The sequence below is a fragment of the Mesorhizobium sp. LEGMi-168a genome (assembly GCF_058312955.1).
In genome coordinates, this window is the sequence record NZ_JBZEGV010000002.1 from 57,938 (window position 1) to 78,208 (window position 20,271).

The 20,271-nt window shown below is 65.0% G+C and carries 20 protein-coding genes; 11 read left to right on the forward strand and 9 right to left on the reverse strand.

Annotated elements, in window-relative coordinates; genetic code table 11:
- Positions 1 to 73: 73 nt before the first annotated feature.
- Both pdxA and rsmA read left to right on the forward strand, forming a co-directional pair.
- Complete coding sequence (gene pdxA / locus AC4FWB_RS03615; RefSeq protein ID WP_491024834.1) at positions 74 to 1,102, forward strand: 4-hydroxythreonine-4-phosphate dehydrogenase PdxA; 1,029 nt, start codon at positions 74 to 76, stop codon at positions 1,100 to 1,102.
- Between the two features lie 19 nt (positions 1,103 to 1,121).
- Entirely contained in the window at positions 1,122 to 1,955 is an 834-nt protein-coding gene (gene rsmA, locus AC4FWB_RS03620; protein WP_491024835.1) for a 16S rRNA (adenine(1518)-N(6)/adenine(1519)-N(6))-dimethyltransferase RsmA, read from the forward strand.
- Between the two features lie 206 nt (positions 1,956 to 2,161).
- Here the strand turns inward: rsmA and gmk are convergent, their stop codons facing one another.
- From gmk to fabD, 9 genes are all read right to left on the reverse strand, one after another.
- Entirely contained in the window at positions 2,162 to 2,836 is a 675-nt protein-coding gene (gene gmk, locus AC4FWB_RS03625) for a guanylate kinase (RefSeq protein ID WP_491024404.1), read from the reverse strand.
- Between the two features lie 5 nt (positions 2,837 to 2,841).
- Positions 2,842 to 3,732, reverse strand: a complete 891-nt coding sequence (locus AC4FWB_RS03630; protein WP_491024405.1) for a YicC/YloC family endoribonuclease — start codon at positions 3,730 to 3,732, stop codon at positions 2,842 to 2,844.
- Positions 3,733 to 3,886: 154 nt separating this feature from the next.
- Complete coding sequence (gene mltG / locus AC4FWB_RS03635; RefSeq protein WP_491024406.1) at positions 3,887 to 5,119, reverse strand: endolytic transglycosylase MltG; 1,233 nt, start codon at positions 5,117 to 5,119, stop codon at positions 3,887 to 3,889.
- 165 nt (positions 5,120 to 5,284) lie between these two features.
- The gene (fabF, locus tag AC4FWB_RS03640) at positions 5,285 to 6,547 is read right to left on the reverse strand and encodes a beta-ketoacyl-ACP synthase II (RefSeq protein ID WP_491024407.1); all 1,263 of its coding nucleotides are present in this window, start codon (positions 6,545 to 6,547) and stop codon (positions 5,285 to 5,287) included.
- 33 nt (positions 6,548 to 6,580) lie between these two features.
- A complete protein-coding gene (locus AC4FWB_RS03645; RefSeq protein WP_006203723.1) occupies positions 6,581 to 6,817 on the reverse strand; it encodes an acyl carrier protein in 237 nt (78 codons plus the stop codon).
- 201 nt (positions 6,818 to 7,018) lie between these two features.
- Positions 7,019 to 7,756, reverse strand: a complete 738-nt coding sequence (gene fabG, locus AC4FWB_RS03650; RefSeq protein ID WP_491024412.1) for a 3-oxoacyl-[acyl-carrier-protein] reductase — start codon at positions 7,754 to 7,756, stop codon at positions 7,019 to 7,021.
- Positions 7,757 to 7,796: 40 nt separating this feature from the next.
- Entirely contained in the window at positions 7,797 to 8,063 is a 267-nt protein-coding gene (locus AC4FWB_RS03655) for a type II toxin-antitoxin system RelE family toxin (RefSeq protein ID WP_491024413.1), read from the reverse strand.
- Entirely contained in the window at positions 8,047 to 8,268 is a 222-nt protein-coding gene (relB, locus tag AC4FWB_RS03660; protein WP_127864915.1) for a type II toxin-antitoxin system RelB family antitoxin, read from the reverse strand. The genes AC4FWB_RS03655 and relB overlap by 17 nt, the downstream gene beginning before the upstream one ends.
- Before the next feature lie 71 nt (positions 8,269 to 8,339).
- Positions 8,340 to 9,281, reverse strand: a complete 942-nt coding sequence (gene fabD / locus AC4FWB_RS03665) for an ACP S-malonyltransferase (protein WP_491024414.1) — start codon at positions 9,279 to 9,281, stop codon at positions 8,340 to 8,342.
- 277 nt (positions 9,282 to 9,558) lie between these two features.
- Between fabD and AC4FWB_RS03670 the strand changes: the two genes are divergently transcribed.
- From AC4FWB_RS03670 to radA, 9 genes are all read left to right on the forward strand, one after another.
- Positions 9,559 to 11,487: an LTA synthase family protein gene (locus tag AC4FWB_RS03670; protein WP_491024415.1), complete on the forward strand. Its 1,929-nt coding sequence runs from the start codon at positions 9,559 to 9,561 to the stop codon at positions 11,485 to 11,487.
- A 326-nt stretch (positions 11,488 to 11,813) separates the two neighbouring features.
- Entirely contained in the window at positions 11,814 to 12,308 is a 495-nt protein-coding gene (rpsF, locus tag AC4FWB_RS03675) for a 30S ribosomal protein S6 (RefSeq protein WP_491024416.1), read from the forward strand.
- Positions 12,308 to 12,556 carry a 30S ribosomal protein S18 gene (gene rpsR / locus AC4FWB_RS03680; protein ID WP_006203718.1) on the forward strand — a complete coding sequence of 83 codons (249 nt, stop codon included), beginning with the start codon at positions 12,308 to 12,310 and terminating at the stop codon, positions 12,554 to 12,556. Before rpsF ends, rpsR begins: the two co-directional genes overlap by 1 nt.
- 208 nt (positions 12,557 to 12,764) lie before the next feature.
- Complete coding sequence (gene rplI, locus AC4FWB_RS03685; RefSeq protein WP_491024418.1) at positions 12,765 to 13,349, forward strand: 50S ribosomal protein L9; 585 nt, start codon at positions 12,765 to 12,767, stop codon at positions 13,347 to 13,349.
- A gap of 285 nt (positions 13,350 to 13,634) precedes the next feature.
- On the forward strand, positions 13,635 to 14,921 hold the full coding sequence (locus AC4FWB_RS03690) for a cyclopropane fatty acid synthase (RefSeq protein WP_491024419.1): 1,287 nt from the start codon (positions 13,635 to 13,637) through the stop codon (positions 14,919 to 14,921).
- 288 nt (positions 14,922 to 15,209) lie between these two features.
- The gene (locus AC4FWB_RS03695; RefSeq protein ID WP_491024420.1) at positions 15,210 to 15,533 is read left to right on the forward strand and encodes a YnfA family protein; all 324 of its coding nucleotides are present in this window, start codon (positions 15,210 to 15,212) and stop codon (positions 15,531 to 15,533) included.
- Position 15,534: 1 nt separating this feature from the next.
- The gene (locus AC4FWB_RS03700) at positions 15,535 to 16,500 is read left to right on the forward strand and encodes a small ribosomal subunit Rsm22 family protein (protein ID WP_491024422.1); all 966 of its coding nucleotides are present in this window, start codon (positions 15,535 to 15,537) and stop codon (positions 16,498 to 16,500) included.
- Positions 16,501 to 17,088: 588 nt separating this feature from the next.
- The gene (locus AC4FWB_RS03705; RefSeq protein ID WP_491024423.1) at positions 17,089 to 18,579 is read left to right on the forward strand and encodes a replicative DNA helicase; all 1,491 of its coding nucleotides are present in this window, start codon (positions 17,089 to 17,091) and stop codon (positions 18,577 to 18,579) included.
- A 260-nt stretch (positions 18,580 to 18,839) separates the two neighbouring features.
- Positions 18,840 to 20,258 carry a DNA repair protein RadA gene (gene radA, locus AC4FWB_RS03710; RefSeq protein ID WP_491024424.1) on the forward strand — a complete coding sequence of 473 codons (1,419 nt, stop codon included), beginning with the start codon at positions 18,840 to 18,842 and terminating at the stop codon, positions 20,256 to 20,258.
- Positions 20,259 to 20,271: the final 13 nt, after the last annotated feature.

Consider the following 20,271-nt stretch of genomic DNA (forward strand, 5'->3'; position numbering starts at 1 on the left):
GAATGACAGAGCAAGGCTCGATCCTCCCGCCCTGCCCCGAAGCAGGCAGGGCATGCCTCAGGATGCCATGAACATGCGCAGGACCGATGCGCCGCTGGCGCTCAGTGTCGGTGATCCCTCCGGCGTTGGGCCTGAGATCGCCATCGCCGCCTGGCAGGCGGGCGACAGTGCCGGCGTGCCGCCTTTCTACCTGCTCGCCGATCCAGCCCTGATCGAGGCCCGTGCGCGCGAGATCGGCGCCACCGTGGCGATCATGGAGACAGTGCCGGGGCAAGCGGCGCATCATTTTCCCCGCGCGCTGCCCGTCGTTCCGCTCTACGCCCGCCACCTGGACAGTCCCGGAAAGCCCAATCCGGCCAATGCCGCGGGCACCATCGAAGCGATCGACCGCGCCGTCGCCGACTGCCTCGCCGGCCACGCCGCTGCGGTGGTCACCTGCCCCATCGCCAAGAAGCCACTCTACGACGCCGGCTTCCGCTTCCCCGGCCATACCGAATACCTGGCGCATCTGGCCTCGCGCCGCACGGGCATCGAGGTGACACCGGTGATGCTGCTCGCCGGACCCGAGTTGCGCACCGTTCCGGTCACCATCCATATCCCGCTCGCCGAGGTGCCGAAGGTTCTGACAACGGAATTGATCGTGGCCACCGCCCGCATCACCGCTACCGATCTCAAAAGCCGCTTCGGCATCGCTCGGCCGCGGCTTGCCATTGCCGGGCTCAATCCGCATGCCGGCGAAGGCGGCGCGATGGGCTCAGAGGACCTTGCCATCGTCCTTCCGGCCGTTGAGGCGCTTCAAGCGGAAGGCATCGATGCGGTCGGACCGCTGCCGGCCGACACCATGTTCCATCCGCGGGCACGCGCCGGCTATGACGCGGCGCTCTGCATGTATCACGACCAGGCGCTGATCCCGGCCAAGACGCTGGCTTTCGACGAGGCCGTCAACGTGACGCTTGGCCTGCCCTTCATCCGCACCTCGCCGGACCATGGCACGGCCTTCGACATCGCCGGCAAGGGCATCGCGCGCGCCGACAGCCTGATCGCGGCGCTGAGGCTCGCGCGCCGGCTTGCCGACAGCGGCCGCCAGGCCGCGGCCGCATGAGGCTCGATTGAGCGGGCGCGTGACCATCGACGGATTGCCGCCGCTGCGCGAGGTGATCGAGCGCCATGGCCTGCAGGCGAAGAAGGCGCTCGGCCAGAATTTTCTGCTCGACCTCAACCTGACAGCCAAGATCGCGCGTGCGGCCGGTGACCTCGCCGAGGCGACGGTGATCGAGGTCGGCCCCGGCCCCGGCGGACTGACCAGGGCGCTGCTCTTTAACGGCGCGCGGCGCGTGATCGCCATCGAGCGCGACGAGCGCTGCCTCGAGGCGCTGGCCGAGGTGTCCAGCCACTATCCCGGCCGGCTGGAAGTCATTCCCGGCGATGCGCTGAAGACGGATTTCGCTGCCCTTGCCAGGACCGCGAATGGCGGCCCGGTGAAGATCGCCGCCAACCTGCCTTACAATATCGGCACGGAGCTTCTGATCCGCTGGCTGACGGTGGCCGACTGGCCGCCCTTCTATCAATCGATGACGCTGATGTTCCAGCGCGAGGTGGCCGAACGCATCACCGCCAGCCCCGGCAGCGACGCCTATGGCCGGCTCGGCGTGCTTGCCGGCTGGCGCACGGAAGCAAAGATCGCCTTCGACGTGCCGCCGCAGGCTTTCACCCCGCCGCCCAAGGTCACCTCCTCGGTGGTGCATTTGGTGCCGCGCGCATCGCCGCTTCCCGCCGACGGCAAGAGGCTCGGCCGCGTCACCGAAGCCGCCTTCGGCCAGCGCCGAAAGATGCTGAGGCAAAGCGTGAAAAGCCTGGGCGGCGAGGCCTTGCTGGTGCGAGCCGGCATCGACCCGACGCGGCGGGCGGAAACGTTGAGCGTGGAAGAGTTCGTAAGGTTGACGAACGCGGTGTAGCTGCGCCCTTCCCTTCTCCCTTGTGGGAGAAGGTGTCGCCGAAGGCGACGGATGAGGGGTGCTGGACGGAGTGAGGCGGGTAAATATCTAGGCGCCTCGAACCCCTGATCCTCAGACGCCTCGTTTCTTCCAACACCCCTCATCCGTCTCGGCGCTGCGCGCCGAGCCACCTTCTCCCACAAGGGGAGAAGGAAAGGCGCATCGCCCTACTCCGTCTTCTCGTCCAGCAATCCCGAAATGAAATCGAACAGGCCCGGCCGCCTATCGCGGCGCAGGCGCTCGGAGGTGACGATGGCGCGCACCTCGCCGAAGGCGCGGTCGAGATCGTCGTTGACGATGACGAAGTCATATTCCTTCCAGTGCTCGATCTCGACGCGGGCATTCTTCAGCCTGGTCTCGATGACGGATTCCTGGTCCTCGGCGCGGCGCTTCAGGCGCGCCTTCAATTCCTTCATCGAGGGCGGCAGGATGAAGATCGAGACGATGTCGGCGCGCATCTTCTCCTTGAGCTGCTGGGCGCCCTGCCAGTCGATGTCGAACAGCATGTCGCGACCTTCGGCCAATGCCAGTTCCGCCGGCTCGCGAGGCGTCGCATAGAAATTGCCGTGCACCTCGGCCCATTCCAGCAGCGCATCGGAATCGCGCAGTCGCTCGAATTCGCGCATCGTGCGGAAATGGTAGTGGACGCCTTCGATCTCCGAGCCGCGGCGCGGCCTGGTGGTGACGGAGACCGACAGCTCCAGGCTCGAATCGCTTTCCAGAAGATTGCGCGCGATCGTCGACTTGCCCGCGCCCGACGGCGACGACAGCACCAGCATCAGCCCGCGGCGGCGGATGCGGGACCCCAAATCCCTGGCAGCCGTCGGCTCCTTGGCAACCATCCCCGTCACTCCAGATTCTGAACCTGTTCGCGAAACTGGTCGACCACCGCCTTGAGCTCCAGCCCGATCGCGGTGACTGCGGCGGCGTTCGACTTCGAGCACAAGGTATTCGATTCGCGATTGAATTCCTGCGCCAGAAAATCGAGCTTGCGGCCGACGGCGCCGCCGCTTTTGAGCAGCGCACGCGCGGAAGCGACATGCGTCTTCAGCCGGTCGATCTCCTCGCGGATATCGGCCTTGGTGGCGAGGAACGCCGCTTCCTGATGCAGCCGACTGGCGTCGAGATTGGCCGACGCATCCATCAGCAGGCGGACCTGCTCGGCCATGCGCTCGCGGATCGCCGCCGGCTCGCGCGACGGGTCGGCCTCGGCCTTCAGCGTCAGCGCCTCGATTATGTCGATGTGGCCCGACAACAGCGCGCGCAATGCGGCACCCTCACTCTGCCTTGCCTGCTCCAACCCGGCAAGCGCCAGGTCCAGCGCCGACAGAATCGCGGCGTCGAGAGCGGCCCGCTCCGCCTCGGTCTCGACGGCCTCCGGAATGTCGAGCACGCCGCGCAGAGCAAGCAGCCCGTCAGCGGTCGCGGGCTGAGTGCCGAACTGTTCCTGCAAGCGCTTGGCAAGGCCCGCCAGATCCTTCAGGAAAACCTCGTTGACCACCGGTTGCACCTGCTGCGCGGCAGCGCGGCCAACGGTCAGCGTCGCCTGGAAATTGCCGCGCGCGAAGCGCTTCTGCACGGTCTGCCGTACAGCGGTTTCCAGCCGGTCGAAACCTTGCGGCAGCCTCAGCCTCACCTCGACGCTCTTGCCATTGACCGATTTCACCTCCCAGGCGACCGACGTGCCGTTGCACTCGGCAATGGCACGCGCGAAACCGGTCATGCTCTGCACGTTCATGATGCCGTCACCCCCTGTCGCAGGTCCGGGCGCGATTGCCCGAACATGCGCACCCTTGCAAGACGCCTGACCTTCGGCCGGGCGCCGGATATCCCCTCAAAACATGAATACGGCCCGGCGTCAAAGGAGGCGTGACAGATCCGGCAACCGCCGCCTACTGGCCCGCGTCGCCGCCCGCGTCGCCATTCTCGCCGCTATCGCCGGCATTGTCATCGGGAGCGGCCGGCGTCGTCGTCTGACCGGGGGCCTTGGCGGCGGCGTCCGCCTGCTTCTTCTGCACCGCGCGGTAGCGGGCCACGTTCTGGTTGTGCTCTTCCAGCGTCGCGGCAAAGACATGGCCGCCATTGCCGTCGGCGACGAAATAAAGGTCGCCGGTCTTCGACGGATTGGCCACCGCCTCGAGCGCCGCGCGGCCTGGATTGGCGATCGGCGTCGGCGGCAGACCCTTGATCAGATAGGTGTTATAGGGCGTCTGCTTGTCGATGTCGGACTGGTAGATCGGCCGGTCGGCCGGTTTGCCCTTGCCGCCGAACAGGCCGTAGATGATGGTCGGGTCGGATTGCAGCCGCATGCCCTTGGCCAGCCGGTTGAGGAAGACGGCGGCCACGCGCGAGCGCTCGTCGCCCCTGCCCGTCTCCTTCTCGACGATCGAGGCCAGGATGACAAAGTCCTCCATGTTGGCGATCGGCAAGTCGGGCGCGCGATGCTCCCAGACGTCATCGACCAGCTTCTTCTGATCGGCGACCAGCTTGTCGATCATCTGCTGCCGGGTGGCGCCGCGGGTGAAGCGCAGCGTGTCGGTTGCGATGCTGCCTTCCGGCGGCACGGCCGCCGGCATGTCTCCGGTCAACGCATCCTGCTCGGCCACGCGCTGCAGCGCCTGCTCGACCGTCAGCCCCTCTGGGATGGTCAGCGAATACATCACCGACTTGCCGCTCTTGAGCAGTTCCATGATGTCGCGCATCGAGGCGCGCGGCTTGATGGCGTATTCGCCGGCCTTCAGCGCGGAGTCATTGCCGGTGGCGCGCACGCCAAGCCTGAAGATGCGCGCGTCGCTGACCAGGCCGCGACGCTCAAGCTGGTCGGCGATCTCCTGCACGCCGGTGTTCGGCTTGACCATGAAGGTGTCGCCGTTGGCGGACGGGCCCGGCTCGACGAAGGCCTGCATGCCGAAATAGAGCGCCACGCCGGAGGCGAGCACCACCAGGATGACCAACGACAGGAAGAAATTCAGGAACACGACGACCTGGCTGCGCGAGGCGCGCGAGCGTTTCGACGGCGGCGGCGTGCCGGCCTCGGGGCGCAGCGCTTCGGCGGCTGTCTTGGGCACGATCGGTCCTTGCGTCTGACGCTGTCCAAATTCCCCGCCGCCCGGATTTGTATTCATAGCGCCCTACCGTCTCATCTCGCAAGGAATCCCCCAGTGGAAGCTAGGGGAGAATTTGGCAAAAATGACGGCAGATGGCGGGGCTGCCGGCTAGCTGTCTGTTTCTGAGCAATCCCGGACGAAAAACCGCTGCGCACTTTTCCTGGGATTGCCCTGGCAGGCCTTTCAGCCATTATAACGTTGGAAGACGAGCGAGGCGTTGGTGCCGCCAAAGCCGAAGGAGTTGGACAGCGCTACATCGATCTGGCGCTGGCGCGGCTTGTTCGGCACGAGATCGATCGCCGTCTCGCGTTCCGGATTGTCGAGGTTGATGGTGGCGGGGGCGATGTTGTCGCGGATGGCGAGGATCGAGAAGATCGCTTCCGCGGCGCCCGCGGCGCCCAATAGATGCCCGATCGACGATTTGGTCGACGACATCGAAATCTTGGAGGCGGCATTGCCGACCAGTCGTTCGACAGCGCCGAGCTCGATCGTGTCGGCCATGGTCGAGGTGCCGTGCGCGTTGATGTAGTCGATGTCGGCGGGCGAGAGCTTCGCCCGGTTCAGCGCCGCCGTCATGCAGCGGAACGCGCCGTCGCCGTCTTCGGCCGGAGCGGTGATGTGATAGGCATCGCCGGTCAGGCCGTAGCCGGTGACCTCGGCATAGATCCTGGCGCCGCGCGCCTTGGCGTGCTCGAGCTCCTCCAAGACAACGACGCCGGCGCCCTCGCCCATTACGAAGCCGTCGCGGTCGCGGTCATAGGGACGCGACGCGGTCTCGGGCATATCATTGCGCTCGGTGGAAAGCGCGCGGCACGCGGCGAACCCCGCCATGGAAAGCCGCGTGACCGGCGCCTCGGCGCCGCCGGCCACCATGACGTCGGCATCGCCCCATATGATCAGCCGGGCGGCATCGCCGATGGCGTGCGCGCCGGTCGAGCAGGCGGTGACGACCGCATGGTTCGGACCTTTCAGCCCGTGCCGGATGGAAACCTGGCCAGAGACCAGATTGATGATCTGTCCAGGGATGAAGAAGGGGCTGATGCGGCGCGGACCGCGCTCCTTCAGGATCAGCGCGTTCTCGGCGATGCCGTCGATGCCGCCGATGCCGGAACCGATCAGCACGCCGGTGGCGCACTGATCCTCATGCGTCTCGGGCTTCCAGCCGGAATCGGCCAGCGCCTCGTCCGCGGCCGCGATGCCGTAAAGGATGAAGTCGCCGATCTTGCGCAGATCCTTCGGCTCGAGCATGGCCTCGGGATTGAAGGTGCCGTTGGAGCCGTCGCCGCGCGGAACGATGTGGGCGATCTTGCAAGCAAGGTCGTCCACCTCGAACTCGGTGACGCGGCGGGCGGCGCTACGGCCGGAAAGCAGTTCTTTCCAGCTATGCTCGACGCCCATGCCGAATGGCGAAAGCAGGCCAAGGCCCGTGACGACGACACGTCTCATCGCAGGTCCTCCCGGTGATGCCCGCGGAAAGCCTCAGGCCGAGGCCTTGTCGATGTACTTTACGGCATCGCCGACAGTCAGGATGGTCTCGGCGGCGTCGTCCGGAATCTCGACGCCGAACTCTTCTTCGAACGCCATGACGAGTTCGACCGTATCGAGGCTGTCCGCGCCCAGATCGTCGATGAAGCTCGCCTGCTCCGTCACTTTGTCGGCATCGACGCCGAGATGCTCGATGACGATCTTCTTGACGCGCTCTGCGGTGTCACTCATTTGGGGCCTCGTCTTACGTTGTGTTGTCTTCGTTAGCGGGCGGAATGCCGCTAATCAAGCTGAAAGATGGTCTTGTGGGAAACGCAACGCCACAGGACCGGTTTTTGCCCGAACCGCCGGGTTGCCGGCCGCATTACACGAAAAAGGGCGGGCGTCCAAGCCGAAATGGCTGTTTTCACAAGCCAACCGGACCTTGGTCGTTTAGATCATCGCCATGCCGCCATTCACATGGATGGTCTGGCCGGTGACGTAGGCGGCTTCGTTAGAGGCGAGATAGGCGACCGCCGAAGCGACCTCGGCGCTGGTGCCCATGCGCCTGGTCGGAATCGCCGCCATGATGGTCTCTTTCTGCTTGTCGTTGAGCTTGTCGGTCATGGCCGATTCGATGAAGCCCGGGGCGACGCAGTTGACGGTGATGTTGCGGGTGGCGATCTCCTGCGCCAGCGACTTGGAAAAGCCGATCATGCCGGCCTTGGAGGCGCAGTAATTGGTCTGGCCGGGATTGCCGGTGACGCCGACCACGGAGGTGATGTTGATAATGCGGCCGTGGCGGCGGCGCATCATCGGATGGGTGAGCTCGCGGGTGAGCCGGAACACCGCGGTGAGGTTCACCTCCAGCACCTGATCCCAATCGGCGTCCGACATGCGCACGAAAAGGCCGTCCTTGGTGATGCCGGCATTGTTGACCAGGATGTCGACGCCTTCGAGGTCGGCCTCGGCCTTCTGGCCGAGCGCCTTGACCGCGTCGCGGTTCGTGAGATCCGCCGGGAACAGTTTCACGCGATCGCCGAGATCGCCGGCGAGCGCTTCCAGCTTCTCCACACGGGTGCCATGCAGGCCGACGATCGCGCCCTGTTTGTGCAGCACCCTGGCAATCGCCTCGCCGATGCCTCCCGATGCGCCGGTGACAAGCGCCTTGCGGCCGGTCAATTCGAACATTTTTTGTCCCCTTTCAGATCGGGTAATTCTGCGATCAGAACTATCTGTAGACGTCGCCTCGGTGGCCTATGGTAACGACTAGAATGACGAGCCGTCTGTCCTGCACATCGCAGATAACGCGATAGTCTCCAACCCGGTATCTCCAGAAAGTCGCCAGAGGCCCTTTCAGCGGCTTGCCTAACTCACGCGGATTGTCGAGAGCGGCAAGGCGGTTTTCGATGAAATCGCGGATACGATTGCGTGTTTGCGGATCCAGTTGTTCGACAAATTTGCGAGCCGAGCGAGCGTACTCAAGCGTCCAGGCCACGCCAGAAATCCTCGCTCTTTACGACATCTTCCTCACCTCGCCTGATCCGTTCAAGTACTTCGGCGGCAAGATAGTAGTCCTCTACATCTTCGAGCCCACGTTCAATGAGTTCGCGCAGATAGTAGGCTTTGCTGCGGCCGGTCTTGGCGGCGAGAAAGTCTAAGCGTTCTTCGATTTCAGGCGCTAGGCGGATGGATGTCGGCATGAGAGCCTCCGGTGAATACATGTATTCATGTATCGCTATGGCCCCAAAAATTCAAGAGAAGAGGGACGACTTCAGCTCAAGGCCGCCAGCGCAGCCTCAACTTCCGCCGCCGTGCCGATGGCGCCGGTCGCGATGTCGCGGTTGATGCGGCGCGCCAAGCCGGACAGCACCTTGCCGGCGCCGACTTCGTAAAGCGTCGCAACGCCGTTGGCGCCGAACCATTCCACCGTCTCGCGCCAGCGCACGCGGCCGGTCACCTGCTTGACCAGGCGGCGGGCGATCTCGTCCGGATCGCCGGTCGGCGTGACGGTAACGTTGGAGACGACTGGGACCGCCGGCGCCTGCTTCGCGACGCCCGCCAGCGCCTCGCGCATGATCTCGGCCGCCGGCGCCATCAGCGCCGAGTGGAAGGGTGCCGAAACCTGCAGCATCAGGGCCCGCTTGGCGCCTTTTTCGGTGCAGAGCTTCGCCGCCAGCTCGACGGCCGCCTTGGCGCCGGAAATGACCAGCTGGCCGCCGCCATTGTCGTTGGCGATCTGGCAGACGGAGCCTTGTCCCGCTTCCGCGCAGGCGGCTTCGACATCGGCCTGTTCGAGCCCGATGATGGCGGCCATGGCGCCCTCGCCCGCCGGCACCGCCGCCTGCATGGCATTGCCGCGAATGCGCAGCAGCCGCGCGGCATCGGCGACCGAAACGAAACCGGAAGCGGCAAGCGCTGAATATTCACCGAGCGAATGGCCGGCGACGTAAGACACCTTGTCCTTCAGCGAAAAGCCGCGCGATTCCAGCGCCCTCAGCGCCGCCAAGGACACCGCCATCAGCGCCGGCTGGGCGTTGGCGGTCAGCGTCAGCGTCTCTTCCGGCCCTTCCCAGATCAATTTCGACAGCTTTTCGCCAAGTGCGGCGTCGACTTCCTCGAAGACGCGGCGCGCTTCGGGGAAAGCGTCGGCGAGGTCCTTGCCCATGCCGACGGACTGGCTGCCCTGTCCCGGAAAGGTGAATGCGACGGCCATTTCAAGGTCTCCAGAGGCTCACTTTTCCCTGCCTCTGACGCAAGGCGGACAGCCAAGTCAAGCCCGCAGGCGCCCGTTCCGCGTCCATTTCGGCAGGGAAAACCGGTCCGAGTCCCTGTTCCGAACAGGCTTTTTGGCGATCACACCTGATGAAAACCGCTCACGAATCGTTTGCTGGCTCTTCTTATTTCCGCCACAGGCGCTAGCTTTGCGTGACATTTCGATGACAGTAGCGTGACGCGTGTGGAAGACGCGTAGCACGGGCCGGGGAAGCAAAGTGGCAAGGATCAGGAAAGGCGCGGCCAAGCCCGCGCCGCAATTTTTGGAAGACGATCCGTCCACCGGCTACCTGCCGGGGCGACCCTGGCCGACCCTACGCTACGGGCTCACAACCCTGCTTACCGCCGCGCTTCTGGTGTTTGCCATCGAATGGATCGTGCGCGGCGACTTCTTCGGCACGGTGGACTTCTTTCTGCAGCCCTTCAAGCCGGGCTGGACCACGATCATCATCTTCGCGCTGGTGCTGATCGGGCTGGACGCCTTACTTGGCCGCAGCCATCAGAGCCTGATGATCGTCGCGCCGCTGACGCTGGCGCTGGCCTTCGTCGGCCACCAGAAATCGCATTATCTTGGCGATCCGCTCTATCCGGCGGATTTCCTCTATGCGCGCCAGATCATGGCGCTGATGCCGCTTCTGGTGCGTGAGCGGCCCTGGACGGCCGTGCTGCTTGCCGCGGCGATCATCGCCGGCTTGGCGCTGCTCGTCTATGGCTGGCGGCTCTGGCGCCGGCGTGTGCCGATCCTCAGCCGCAAGGGACGGCTGGCGCGGCTGTCGCTGGCCGTGCCGCTCCTCGCCTTCTTCGTCTCGATCATGGATTACGCCACCTTCTCGTGGACGCGCGACAGGCTGCAGATCATCCCGATCATGTGGGACCAGAAGGAGAACTACGCTTCCAACGGCTTCGCGCTCGCCTTCGCGCTCAACGTGCCGATGGCGCATGTCTCCGCGCCGCCCGGCTATTCCGAAAAGACGATGGACGCGATCGCGCGTCCCGAGGTTGCAGCCTCGGTGCCCGATCAGAAGCCCGACATCGTCGTGGTGATGAGCGAATCCTTCTGGGATCCGACGGAGCTTCCCGGCGTCAGCATCAAGCCCGATCCGATCCCGACGGTGCGCGCGCTGCGCTCGGGCTCGATGTTCTCGCCGGAATTCGGCGGTATGACAGCCAACATCGAGTTCGAGGCGCTGACCGGCTTCTCCAACGCCTTCCTGCCGGCGGGCTCGATCCCCTACCAGCAATATGTGCGCACGCCGACGCCGTCGCTGGCGACCTTCCTGAAGAGCGAGGGCTACCGGGCGCGCGCCATCCATCCCGGCACCAACTGGTTCTGGAACCGCGGCGCCGTCTATGCCGATTTCGGCTTCAACGACTTCCGCTCGGAAGAGACGTTGCCGCCGATGGAAAAGCGCGGGCCGCTGGCCTCCGACGCGGCGATGACCGACGAGATCATCCGCGAGGCCGATGCCAGTGAGCAGCCGGTGTTCCTGTTCGCGGTCAGCCTGCAGAACCATGGGCCCTACGAGCCCTACCGCTATTACAATCCGACCCACAAGATCGAGGCGCCGATCAGCACCTGGGCGCGGGAATCGCTGCTCTCTTACGCCGAAGGCTCGGCCGACGCCGATCGCGGCCTGCAACGATTGATCGACTGGGCAAAGAAGCGCGCGCGGCCGACCATCATCGCCTTCTTCGGCGACCATCTGCCGCCGCTCGGCCCCGTCTATGTCGAGACCGGCTTCCTCAAGGACAATGTCGCGCCGCGCAAGGAGCCGACCCCCGAAGCGGCGCTCGAACATCACGACACGCCGCTGATCATCTGGTCGAACCGCTCCGGTCCGGTGGAGAACCTGGGCTCGGTGAGCCCTGCCTTCCTGCCCTACCATATCCTCACAACCGCCGGCATCACGCATCCCTACTACACCGGCTTCCTCGGCGCGCTGCGCGAACGCTATCGGGTGGTCGACCGCAACCTTCTGCTTTCGCCCTCCGGCGAGGCGACGCCCGACTGGGCGCGGCAGAAGAAGATCGACCCGCGGATCAACGATTTCCGGATTATCCAGTACGACATGATGTTCGGCAAACGCCGCATGGCGCCCGACTTCTTCCCCGAGACGATGGCCCCGCTCGTCGCCCATACGAGTTGATTTGGCCACCATTCCGCGGGCGCCGGGAGATTCCAGCCCTGCGGCATTGTGGGATCGTCAATCCCGGCTCATGGCCTTGCCTTCCTGGGGAATTGCTGTATAGACGCCCGCAATCTGCCGGTCCTTGCTGGGGGCTGAACGGAGGGCCGTGGCTTTTTCAAAGGCCACGTCATGAAGCCTTAAGCGCTTTTGGCCTCCCGTGTCTCCGCTCTCGACCGTCTCGTGATGCTCCTTTCTTCCCCGCTCCTTCAGGACCGGGTCGGACAAGTTGCAGAGGCTTAGCCGCGAGGGCCGGTGAGAGAAACGAAGAAAGGCAGTAAAACATAATGGCTCTTTACGAACATGTGTTTCTTGCCCGGCAGGACCTGTCGCAGCAGCAGGTTGATGCGCTTGTCGAACAGTACAAGGGCGTCATCACCGCCAACGGCGGATCGGTCGGCCGGATCGAGAACTGGGGACTGAAGTCCCTCACCTACCGGGTCAAGAAGAACCGGAAGGCTTACTACACGCTGATGGACATCACCTGCCCGCCGGCCGCGCTCAACGAAATGGAGCGCCAGATGGGCCTGTCGGAAGACGTGCTGCGCTTCCTCACCGTCAAGGTCGAGGCGCATGAGGAAGGTGCCTCGGCGATGATGCAGAAGCGCGAAGAGCGCTCCGAGCGCGGCGGCTTCGGCGACCGCGACCGCGGCGATCGTGGCCCGCGCTCGTTCGGCGACCGCGACCGCGGCGACCGTGGCCCGCGTTCGTTCGGCGACCGTGACGGCGGCGACCGTGGTCCGCGCCGTCCGCGCGAAGGCGTTGAAGGAGGTGCAGAATAATGGTCGACATCAACCAGATCCCGACCCGGCGTCCGTTCCATCGCCGCCGCAAGACCTGCCCGTTCTCCGGCGCCAATGCCCCGAAGATCGATTACAAGGACGTGCGTCTGCTGCAGCGCTACATTTCCGAGCGCGGCAAGATCGTGCCGTCGCGCATCACCGCCGTCAGCCAGAAGAAGCAGCGCGAGCTCGCCAAGGCGATCAAGCGCGCCCGCTTCCTCGGCCTGCTGCCCTACGTGGTTCGCTAAGCTGAAAGTACTGAAGCGGGCGGCTTGCCGCCCGCTTCGATCCCACGGCGACGGGCGCCGCAACAAATCCCGAGTTGAGGCCATAAACCTCTAACTGCCGAGACAGGCAGGACAGCGACACCGGCGGCGACGCCCCTTTTGCTTCCTGACCTGTTCCAAAAGAATCCGACGTCATCCCGGATGGCGCCAAAACCGAAGGAACGAAACCATGGAAGTCATTCTTCTCGAGCGCATTTCCCGCCTCGGCCAGATGGGCGAGACCGTCAAGGTGAGGGACGGGTTCGCCCGCAACTTCCTGCTGCCGCAGGGCAAGGCGCTGCGCGCCAACGAAGCCAACAAGAAGAAGTTCGAGGGCCAGCGCGCCCAGCTCGAAGCCCGCAACCTCGAGCGCAAGTCGGAGGCCAGCCAGGTCGCCGAGAAGCTCGACGGCAAGAGCTTCATCGTCGTGCGTTCGGCCGGCGAAACCGGCCAGCTCTACGGCTCGGTGTCGACCCGCGACATTGCCGAACTCTTGACCGCCGAGGGCTTCTCCGTCAACCGCAACCAGATCGAGCTCAATCAGCCGATCAAGACCATCGGCCTCTCCAATGTGGCGATCGCGCTGCATCCGGAAGTCGAGGTCACCGTGACGCTCAACGTCGCCCGCTCGGCGGAAGAGGCGGAGCGCCAGGCCAAGGGCGAAACGCTGACGACGGCCGAAGCCATCTATGGCGAGGACATCAACGACAACGCCCGGCCGGAGAACTTCTTCGACCCGAACGCCGAGTTCGAGGGCGGCGAAGAGAACGCCTGATCGACAACGTCTGATCGATAGGGCCTGATCGACAGGGCCGGAGCGCTGCTCCGGCCCGCAGGCTCTCCAGAATTTCTGGACTAACGCCCGGGCGCACGACCCGGGCATTTTTATGCCAAATGGAACTTTTCGAACCCTATATCTTGAGGCAGACTACAGCGTCGCGCGTCCTTTGGACGCACAAATGACGCCGTAGTACCTGTGGCTTTGCGCAGGACCCTCCCGAAACCGTGCCGATTTCGGGCCACGCGCGAAAGCCGGTCTGACGCTTGAGGGACGGTTGGCATGAATATCCTGTTGAAACGCATTCTCGACCGCCTGGTGCGGGTCGGCAACCTCAAGGTGACGGGGCCGAAGGGCTCGGCGGTCACGTTCGGCGACGGCAGCGGCGAGCCGGTGCACATGCACATCAAGACCAGGCATGCCGAGCGCGCCATCTCCTTCGATCCGATGCTGGCGGTGCCGGAAGCCTATATGGACGGCGAACTCGACATTCTCGAGGGTGGCGTGCTCGGCATGATGCGCATTGCCTTCCAGAACATGGGCAGCGGCGGCATCGACGCCACGTGGTCGAAAGCGATCGAGGGCCTGCGCCACGCGTTCCGCCGCCTGCAGCAGATCAATACCGCCGCGCGCTCGCGCCGCAACGTGCAGCGCCACTACGACCTGTCCGGCGAGCTCTACAAGCTCTTCCTCGATGAGGACATGCAGTATTCCTGCGCCTATTTCGAACAGCCAGACATGACGCTGGACGAAGCGCAGGTCGCCAAGAAGCGCCACATCGCCGCCAAGCTCAGGTTGAAGCCTGGCCAGACGGTGCTCGACATCGGTTCCGGCTGGGGCGGGCTTGGCCTCTATCTCGCCAAGACCTTCGACGTCGACGTGCAGGGCGTGACGCTGTCGACCGAGCAGCATGGCGTGGCCACCGACCGCGCGCATGCGATGGGTCTGCAGGACCGCGTGCATTTCGACCTCAAGGATTATCGCGCGCTCAACGAACGCTTCGACCACATCGTCTCGGTCGGCATGTTCGAGCATGTCGGCGTCAACCACTACCGCACCTTCTTCGAAAAGGCGGCTACCCTGTTGAAACCGGACGGCGTGATGCTGCTCCACACGATCGGCCGGTCCGGCGTGCCGTGGGCGACCAGCGCCTTCGTCCGCAAATACATCTTCCCGGGCGGCTACATCCCGGCACTTTCCGAAGTGATGCCGGCGATCGAGAAGTCCGGCCTCGTCGTCACAGACATTGAGATTCTGAGGCTTCACTACGCCGATACACTGAAGCACTGGGGCATGCGCTTTGCCGCCAACCGCGACAAGGCCAAGGCGATCTATGACGAGCGCTTCTGCCGCATGTGGGAATTCTACCTCGCCGCCTCGGAGGCCGCCTTCCGCTGGCAGGACCTGGTGATCTTCCAGTTCCAGATTGCCAAGAAGAACGACACGCTGCCGATGACGCGCGACTATATGGCCAAATGCGAGAAGGCGCTGGAAATGCGCGACATGGGCCATCAGGAGCCGGCTCCTGTCGCCGCGAAACCCACCCGGCGCCGCAAGGCGGTGGAGTAGAAAAAAGGCCAACTCGCTGTGGCGCGCAAAGGTTAAGCGCCGCGTTCCTTCGCGCCCCCCTCTGTCCTGCCGGACATCTCCCCCACTTGGGGGGAGATTGGCAGCTTCGTTCTTGCCGCCCATCCTGCAACGTCGGCGATTAGCGAAAGCCGGCGCGACATCCGATCTCCCCCCTTGTGGGGGAGATGTCCGGCAGGACAGAGGGGGGCGCTGTCCCGCCAGCGTGGCCAGTCTTGCCATTCCCGCCATGTCTTGTGACAAGTCCCGGCAAACGATACCGGTTCTGTCATGACATATCTCATCTACATTGCAGCCGCTCTCGCCGAGATCGCCGGCTGCTTTTCCTTCTGGGCCTGGTGGCGGCTGGAAAAGTCGCCGCTCTGGCTGGTGCCCGGTCTGGTGTCGCTGGCGCTGTTCGGTTTCCTTTTGGCGCTGGTCGACACGAACGCCGCCGGCCGCGCCTATGCGGCCTATGGCGGCATCTACATCGCCGCCTCGCTCGCCTGGCTGTGGCTGGTGGAAGGGGTGCGGCCCGACCGCTGGGATCTCGGCGGCGCCCTGCTCTGCATCGTCGGCGCCTCGGTCATCCTGCTCACGCCTCGGGGAGCCTGAATTGGAACTGCCCGTCCCGCTCCGGCAAGGCGTCGACAGCCTGCTCGAAAAGGTGCCGCTGCCGGCACTGAAACAGGCCGCGCGCACGCTTTCGCAACGCTACCGCGCCGAGCTGCGCGACGGCCGTCTGCATATGGGCGAAGACATGGCGGTGAAGGCTTACCTGGCGACCAGGCTGCCCGCCACCTATGCCGCCGTGCGCACCAGCCTCGACGCGCTGAGCGAGGCCCGACCCGATTTCGAGCCGAAAAGCCTGCTCGATATCGGCGCCGGGCCTGGCACCATGCTTTGGGCCACGGCTGACGCATATCCGGAGCTCGAGCAGGCGGTTCTGGTCGAGGCGAGTGCCGCGGTGCGCAAGATCGGCGAGTCGCTGGCCGCCGACGGGATCGCGGCCCGGACCAGTTGGATCGCCGGCGACGCCACCATCGATCTCGATGGGATCGAGCCCGCCGACCTCGTCAGCGCGGCCTATGTTCTGGACGAGATCGTACCGGCTTCGCTGCCCAAGCTTGTCGACCGGCTCTGGCGGTTGACGGCCGACACGCTGCTCATCGTCGAGCCCGGCACGCCCGCCGGCTGGCAGCGCATCCTTGCCGTGCGAACGCAGTTGATCGAGGCGGGAGCGCATGTCTCGGCGCCCTGCCCGCACGAAGCGCCCTGCCCGCTCGTTCCGCCCGACTGGTGCCACTTTGCGCGCCGCGTCGCCCGCTCGCGCCTGCATCGGCTGGCCAAGGAGGCCGACGTGCCATGGGAGGACGAGAAGTTCATCTATCTCGCCGCGTCGCGGCAGCCGGCGCCGGCGCGCGCGGCGCGGGTGGTTGCGCCGCCGAAGGGCGGTTCGGGCAAGGTCGTGCTCAAGCTCTGCCAGCCGGGCGGCCAAGCAGGCGAGCGCCTGCTCAGCAAGCGCGACGGCGAATTGTTCAAGGCGGCGCGGCGGGCGGACTGGGGCGATACGCTGGGATAGGCCGCGTAGGCCGACGACATTGAGAGAGGTCGCGTCGTCGATGCGCTGGTCGCTACTTTGGCGATTATCCGAAGCGCTCGAACTTCGTCATCCACGGGCGGAGCGACGCGAAGTGGCGCGCAGACCCGAGGATCCATTCCGTGACGGCGCAAGGGATAAAGACGGTGCAGAACGGAGGCCGTTTTGCACCGCTGCAGCGCTTGCAGGTAACAGCATGGATCCTATGGTCTGCGCCGCGTCGCTTCGCTCCTTGCTCCGCCATAGGATGACGACCTGACAAGGATTTTCGACTAACTGCGAACGTTAGCGACCCCGTACCCCATGCGCATGAGGGGCCTGCCGTGAGCGATCTCCATTAGCAACTGGCCGATCAAATTGTTCTTGCTTTGTTCCGGGCTTGCGCATAAAAATCGCCCCTTGCCGAGTCAACTGGAATCGGGTCACCGGAATACTGTCCTGTGGACGGTTCGCCGTTCCTGTGAACAACGGGCATCAAGGCCGATTGGTCGTGCAATGATGCAGAAAGGTCAGCACCGACTCATCTCGTTCTTGTTATCGAGGATAAGCGAGATCGAAATCAGGGATATCATGGCAGAGGCGGCACTGAAACTCGGCGTGGCGGAACAACCGCTCTATCGCGAGGCACCGAACAACATCGAGGCCGAGCAGGCGCTGCTCGGCGCCATCCTCGTCAACAACGACGCCTTCTACCGCGTTTCCGATTTCCTCAAGCCGGCGCATTTCTACGAACCGCTGCACCGCCGGATCTTCGAGGTCGCGGCCGAGCTCATCCGCATGGGCAAGATCGCGACGCCGATCACGCTGAAGACCTTCCTTCCCGCCGAAGAAAAAGTCGGCGACATGACGGTGGCGCAATATGTCGTACGGCTGGCCGTCGAGGCCGTCACCGTCGTCAACGCCACCGATTACGGCCGCGCCATCTACGACCTAGCGACTCGCCGGGCGCTGATCACCGTCGGCGAGGACATGGTCAACATCGCCTATGATGCGCCGGTCGACATGTCGCCCTCCGACCAGATCGAGGACGCCGAGCGGCGCCTGTTCGAGCTGGCGGAGACCGGCCGCTACGACGGCGGCTTCGAGAGTTTCAACGATGCGGTCAAGACCGCCGTCGACATGGCCAATGCCGCCTATATGCGCGACGGCCATCTGTCGGGCATCGCCACCGGTCTGCGCGACCTCGACCGTCGCATGGGCGGCCTGCAGCCCTCCGACCTGATCGTGCTTGCCGGCCGTCCAGGCATGGGCAAGACCTCTTTGGCCACCAACATCGCCTTCAACATCGCCGAGGCCTATGTGCCGGCGCAGCAGGCCGACGGTTCGTTCAAGGCCGCCAATGGCGGCGTCGTCGGCTTCTTCTCGCTCGAAATGTCGTCGGAGCAGCTCGCCACCCGCATCATCTCCGAGCAGACCGAGATTTCGTCGTCGAAGATCCGCCGCGGCGAGATCACCGAAATGGATTTCGAGAAGCTGGTCGCCTGCTCGCAGACGATGCAGAAGATCCCGCTGTTCATCGACCAAACCGGCGGTATCTCGATCGCGCAGCTTTCCGCCCGCGCGCGGCGGCTGAAGCGCCAGCGCGGCCTCGACCTGATCGTCATCGACTATATCCAGCTGATGCAAGGCTCGTCAGCCCGCGCCTCGCAGAACCGCGTGCAGGAAATCACCGAGATCACCACGGGCCTGAAGGCACTGGCCAAGGAGCTCGGCGTGCCGATCATCGCGCTGTCGCAGCTGTCGCGTCAGGTCGAAAGCCGCGACGACAAACGCCCGCAGCTGTCGGACCTGCGCGAATCAGGTTCCATCGAGCAGGACGCCGACGTGGTGCTGTTCGTCTATCGCGAGGAATACTACCTCAAGAACCGCGAGCCGAAGCTCGGCACCGATGAATACATCAAGTGGGAAAACGAGATGAACGAGGCGCGCGGCAAGGCCGAGTGCATCGTGGCCAAGCAGCGCCACGGACCGACGGGCACCGTCAGCCTCGCCTTCCACGGCGAATTCACGCGGTTCTCGGATCTGGCGGAAGAGCATCATCTGCCGGAAAGGTTTGAGTAGGCTCGTGGTCGCGACCGTAGCAACAGCAGCAGGAATAGCAGGCCATGGCGCTCTACGGCGCCCCCCTCTGTCCTGCCGGACATCTCCCCCACTGGGGGGGAGATTGGCTGTCGCGCCCGCCGGCATTCTTTTCTGCGACGCTGAAAATTGGCGAAAGCCGTCGTGTCGTCTGATCTCCCCCCTTGTGGGGGAGATGTCCGGCAGGACAGAGGGGGGCGCGAAGGAACGCGACGCCCGCCGGAAGCCGAAAAGGTAACAGCGTGGCCAAATCCCGCGTTCAGTTCATCTGCCAGAATTGCGGATCGGTGCATCAGCGCTGGGCCGGCAAATGCGATGCCTGCGGCGAGTGGAACACGCTGGTCGAGGAAGGCACGGCCGGCGGCATCGGCTCGGGGCCGGCGAACACGCGCAACGCCCGCAAGGGCCGCGCCGTGGTGCTGACCAGCCTGTCGGGCGACATCGAGGACGCGCCGCGCATCGTTTCGGGCATCGGCGAGCTCGACCGCGCCACCGGCGGCGGCTTCGTGCGCGGCTCGGCACTTCTGGTCGGCGGCGACCCCGGCATCGGCAAGTCGACGTTGCTGACGCAAGCCGCCGCCGCGCTTGCCTCGAAAGGCCACCGCATCGTCTATGTTTCGGGCGAGGAGGCGGTGGCGCAGATCAGGCTCAGGGCGCAGCGCCTTGGCGTCGCGTCGACGCCGGTCGAGCTCGCCGCCGAGACCAATGTCGAGGACATCCTTGCAACGATCGCCGACGGCAAGCGGCCGGACCTCGTCATCCTCGATTCCATCCAGACGCTGTGGACCGACCTTGCCGATTCGGCGCCGGGCACCGTCACCCAAGTGCGCGCCGCCGCCCAGGCGATGATCCGCTATGCGAAATCCACGGGTGCCGCGATCGTGCTTGTCGGCCATGTCACCAAGGAAGGCCAGATCGCCGGGCCGCGCGTAGTCGAGCACATGGTCGACGGCGTGCTCTATTTCGAAGGTGAGGGCAACCATCACTTCCGCATCCTGCGCACGGTGAAGAACCGTTTTGGGCCGACCGACGAGATCGGCGTCTTCGAGATGTCGGACAAAGGCCTGCGCGAGGTCGCCAATCCGTCCGAGCTGTTCCTCGGCGAGCGGCACGCGAAGTCGCCGGGCGCCGCGGTTTTCGCCGGGATGGAGGGCACGCGGCCGGTGCTGGTCGAGATCCAGGCGCTGGTGGCGCCTTCCTCGCTCGGCACGCCGCGGCGCGCCGTCGTCGGCTGGGACGGCGCGCGGCTCTCGATGGTGCTGGCGGTGCTGGAAGCGCATTGCGGCGTGCGTTTCGGCCAGCACGATGTCTATCTCAACGTCGCCGGCGGCTACCGCATCTCGGAGCCGGCGGCCGATCTTGCGGTCGCCGCGGCACTTGTTTCCTCGCTCACCGGTCTTGCCCTTCCCGCCGATTGCGTCTATTTCGGCGAAATCAGCCTTTCGGGCGCTGTGAGGCCGGTTGCGCATGCGCAGCAGCGTCTCAAGGAGGCCGAAAAGCTGGGTTTCGGAAGCGCGGTGCTGCCGCTCGGCAGCGAGGAAGTCGTTGGCGGTAATGGGGCCGGGGGAATCGCGGCCGGCGCTTTCCAGCCCACCGAGCTTTCCGACCTCGTGGCGCGCATAGCCGGCTCACGGCGCAGCCGCGCCGACGGGGGGGAGTGATGCGGCTCATGAT

Excerpts from the sequence above, each read along its gene's own strand:
- pdxA (WP_491024834.1), top strand. The coding sequence starts at position 74 with ATGCGCAGGACCGATGCGCCGCTGGCGCTCAGTGTCGGTGATCCCTCC.
- gmk (WP_491024404.1), bottom strand. The coding sequence starts at position 2,836 with ATGGTTGCCAAGGAGCCGACGGCTGCCAGGGATTTGGGGTCCCGCATC.
- AC4FWB_RS03630 (WP_491024405.1), bottom strand. The coding sequence starts at position 3,732 with ATGAACGTGCAGAGCATGACCGGTTTCGCGCGTGCCATTGCCGAGTGC.
- mltG (WP_491024406.1), bottom strand. The coding sequence starts at position 5,119 with ATGAATACAAATCCGGGCGGCGGGGAATTTGGACAGCGTCAGACGCAA.
- fabF (WP_491024407.1), bottom strand. The coding sequence starts at position 6,547 with ATGAGACGTGTCGTCGTCACGGGCCTTGGCCTGCTTTCGCCATTCGGC.
- AC4FWB_RS03645 (WP_006203723.1), bottom strand. The coding sequence starts at position 6,817 with ATGAGTGACACCGCAGAGCGCGTCAAGAAGATCGTCATCGAGCATCTC.
- fabG (WP_491024412.1), bottom strand. The coding sequence starts at position 7,756 with ATGTTCGAATTGACCGGCCGCAAGGCGCTTGTCACCGGCGCATCGGGA.
- relB (WP_127864915.1), bottom strand. The coding sequence starts at position 8,268 with ATGCCGACATCCATCCGCCTAGCGCCTGAAATCGAAGAACGCTTAGAC.
- fabD (WP_491024414.1), bottom strand. The coding sequence starts at position 9,281 with ATGGCCGTCGCATTCACCTTTCCGGGACAGGGCAGCCAGTCCGTCGGC.
- rpsF (WP_491024416.1), top strand. The coding sequence starts at position 11,814 with ATGGCTCTTTACGAACATGTGTTTCTTGCCCGGCAGGACCTGTCGCAG.
- rpsR (WP_006203718.1), top strand. The coding sequence starts at position 12,308 with ATGGTCGACATCAACCAGATCCCGACCCGGCGTCCGTTCCATCGCCGC.
- rplI (WP_491024418.1), top strand. The coding sequence starts at position 12,765 with ATGGAAGTCATTCTTCTCGAGCGCATTTCCCGCCTCGGCCAGATGGGC.
- AC4FWB_RS03690 (WP_491024419.1), top strand. The coding sequence starts at position 13,635 with ATGAATATCCTGTTGAAACGCATTCTCGACCGCCTGGTGCGGGTCGGC.
- AC4FWB_RS03695 (WP_491024420.1), top strand. The coding sequence starts at position 15,210 with ATGACATATCTCATCTACATTGCAGCCGCTCTCGCCGAGATCGCCGGC.
- AC4FWB_RS03705 (WP_491024423.1), top strand. The coding sequence starts at position 17,089 with ATGGCAGAGGCGGCACTGAAACTCGGCGTGGCGGAACAACCGCTCTAT.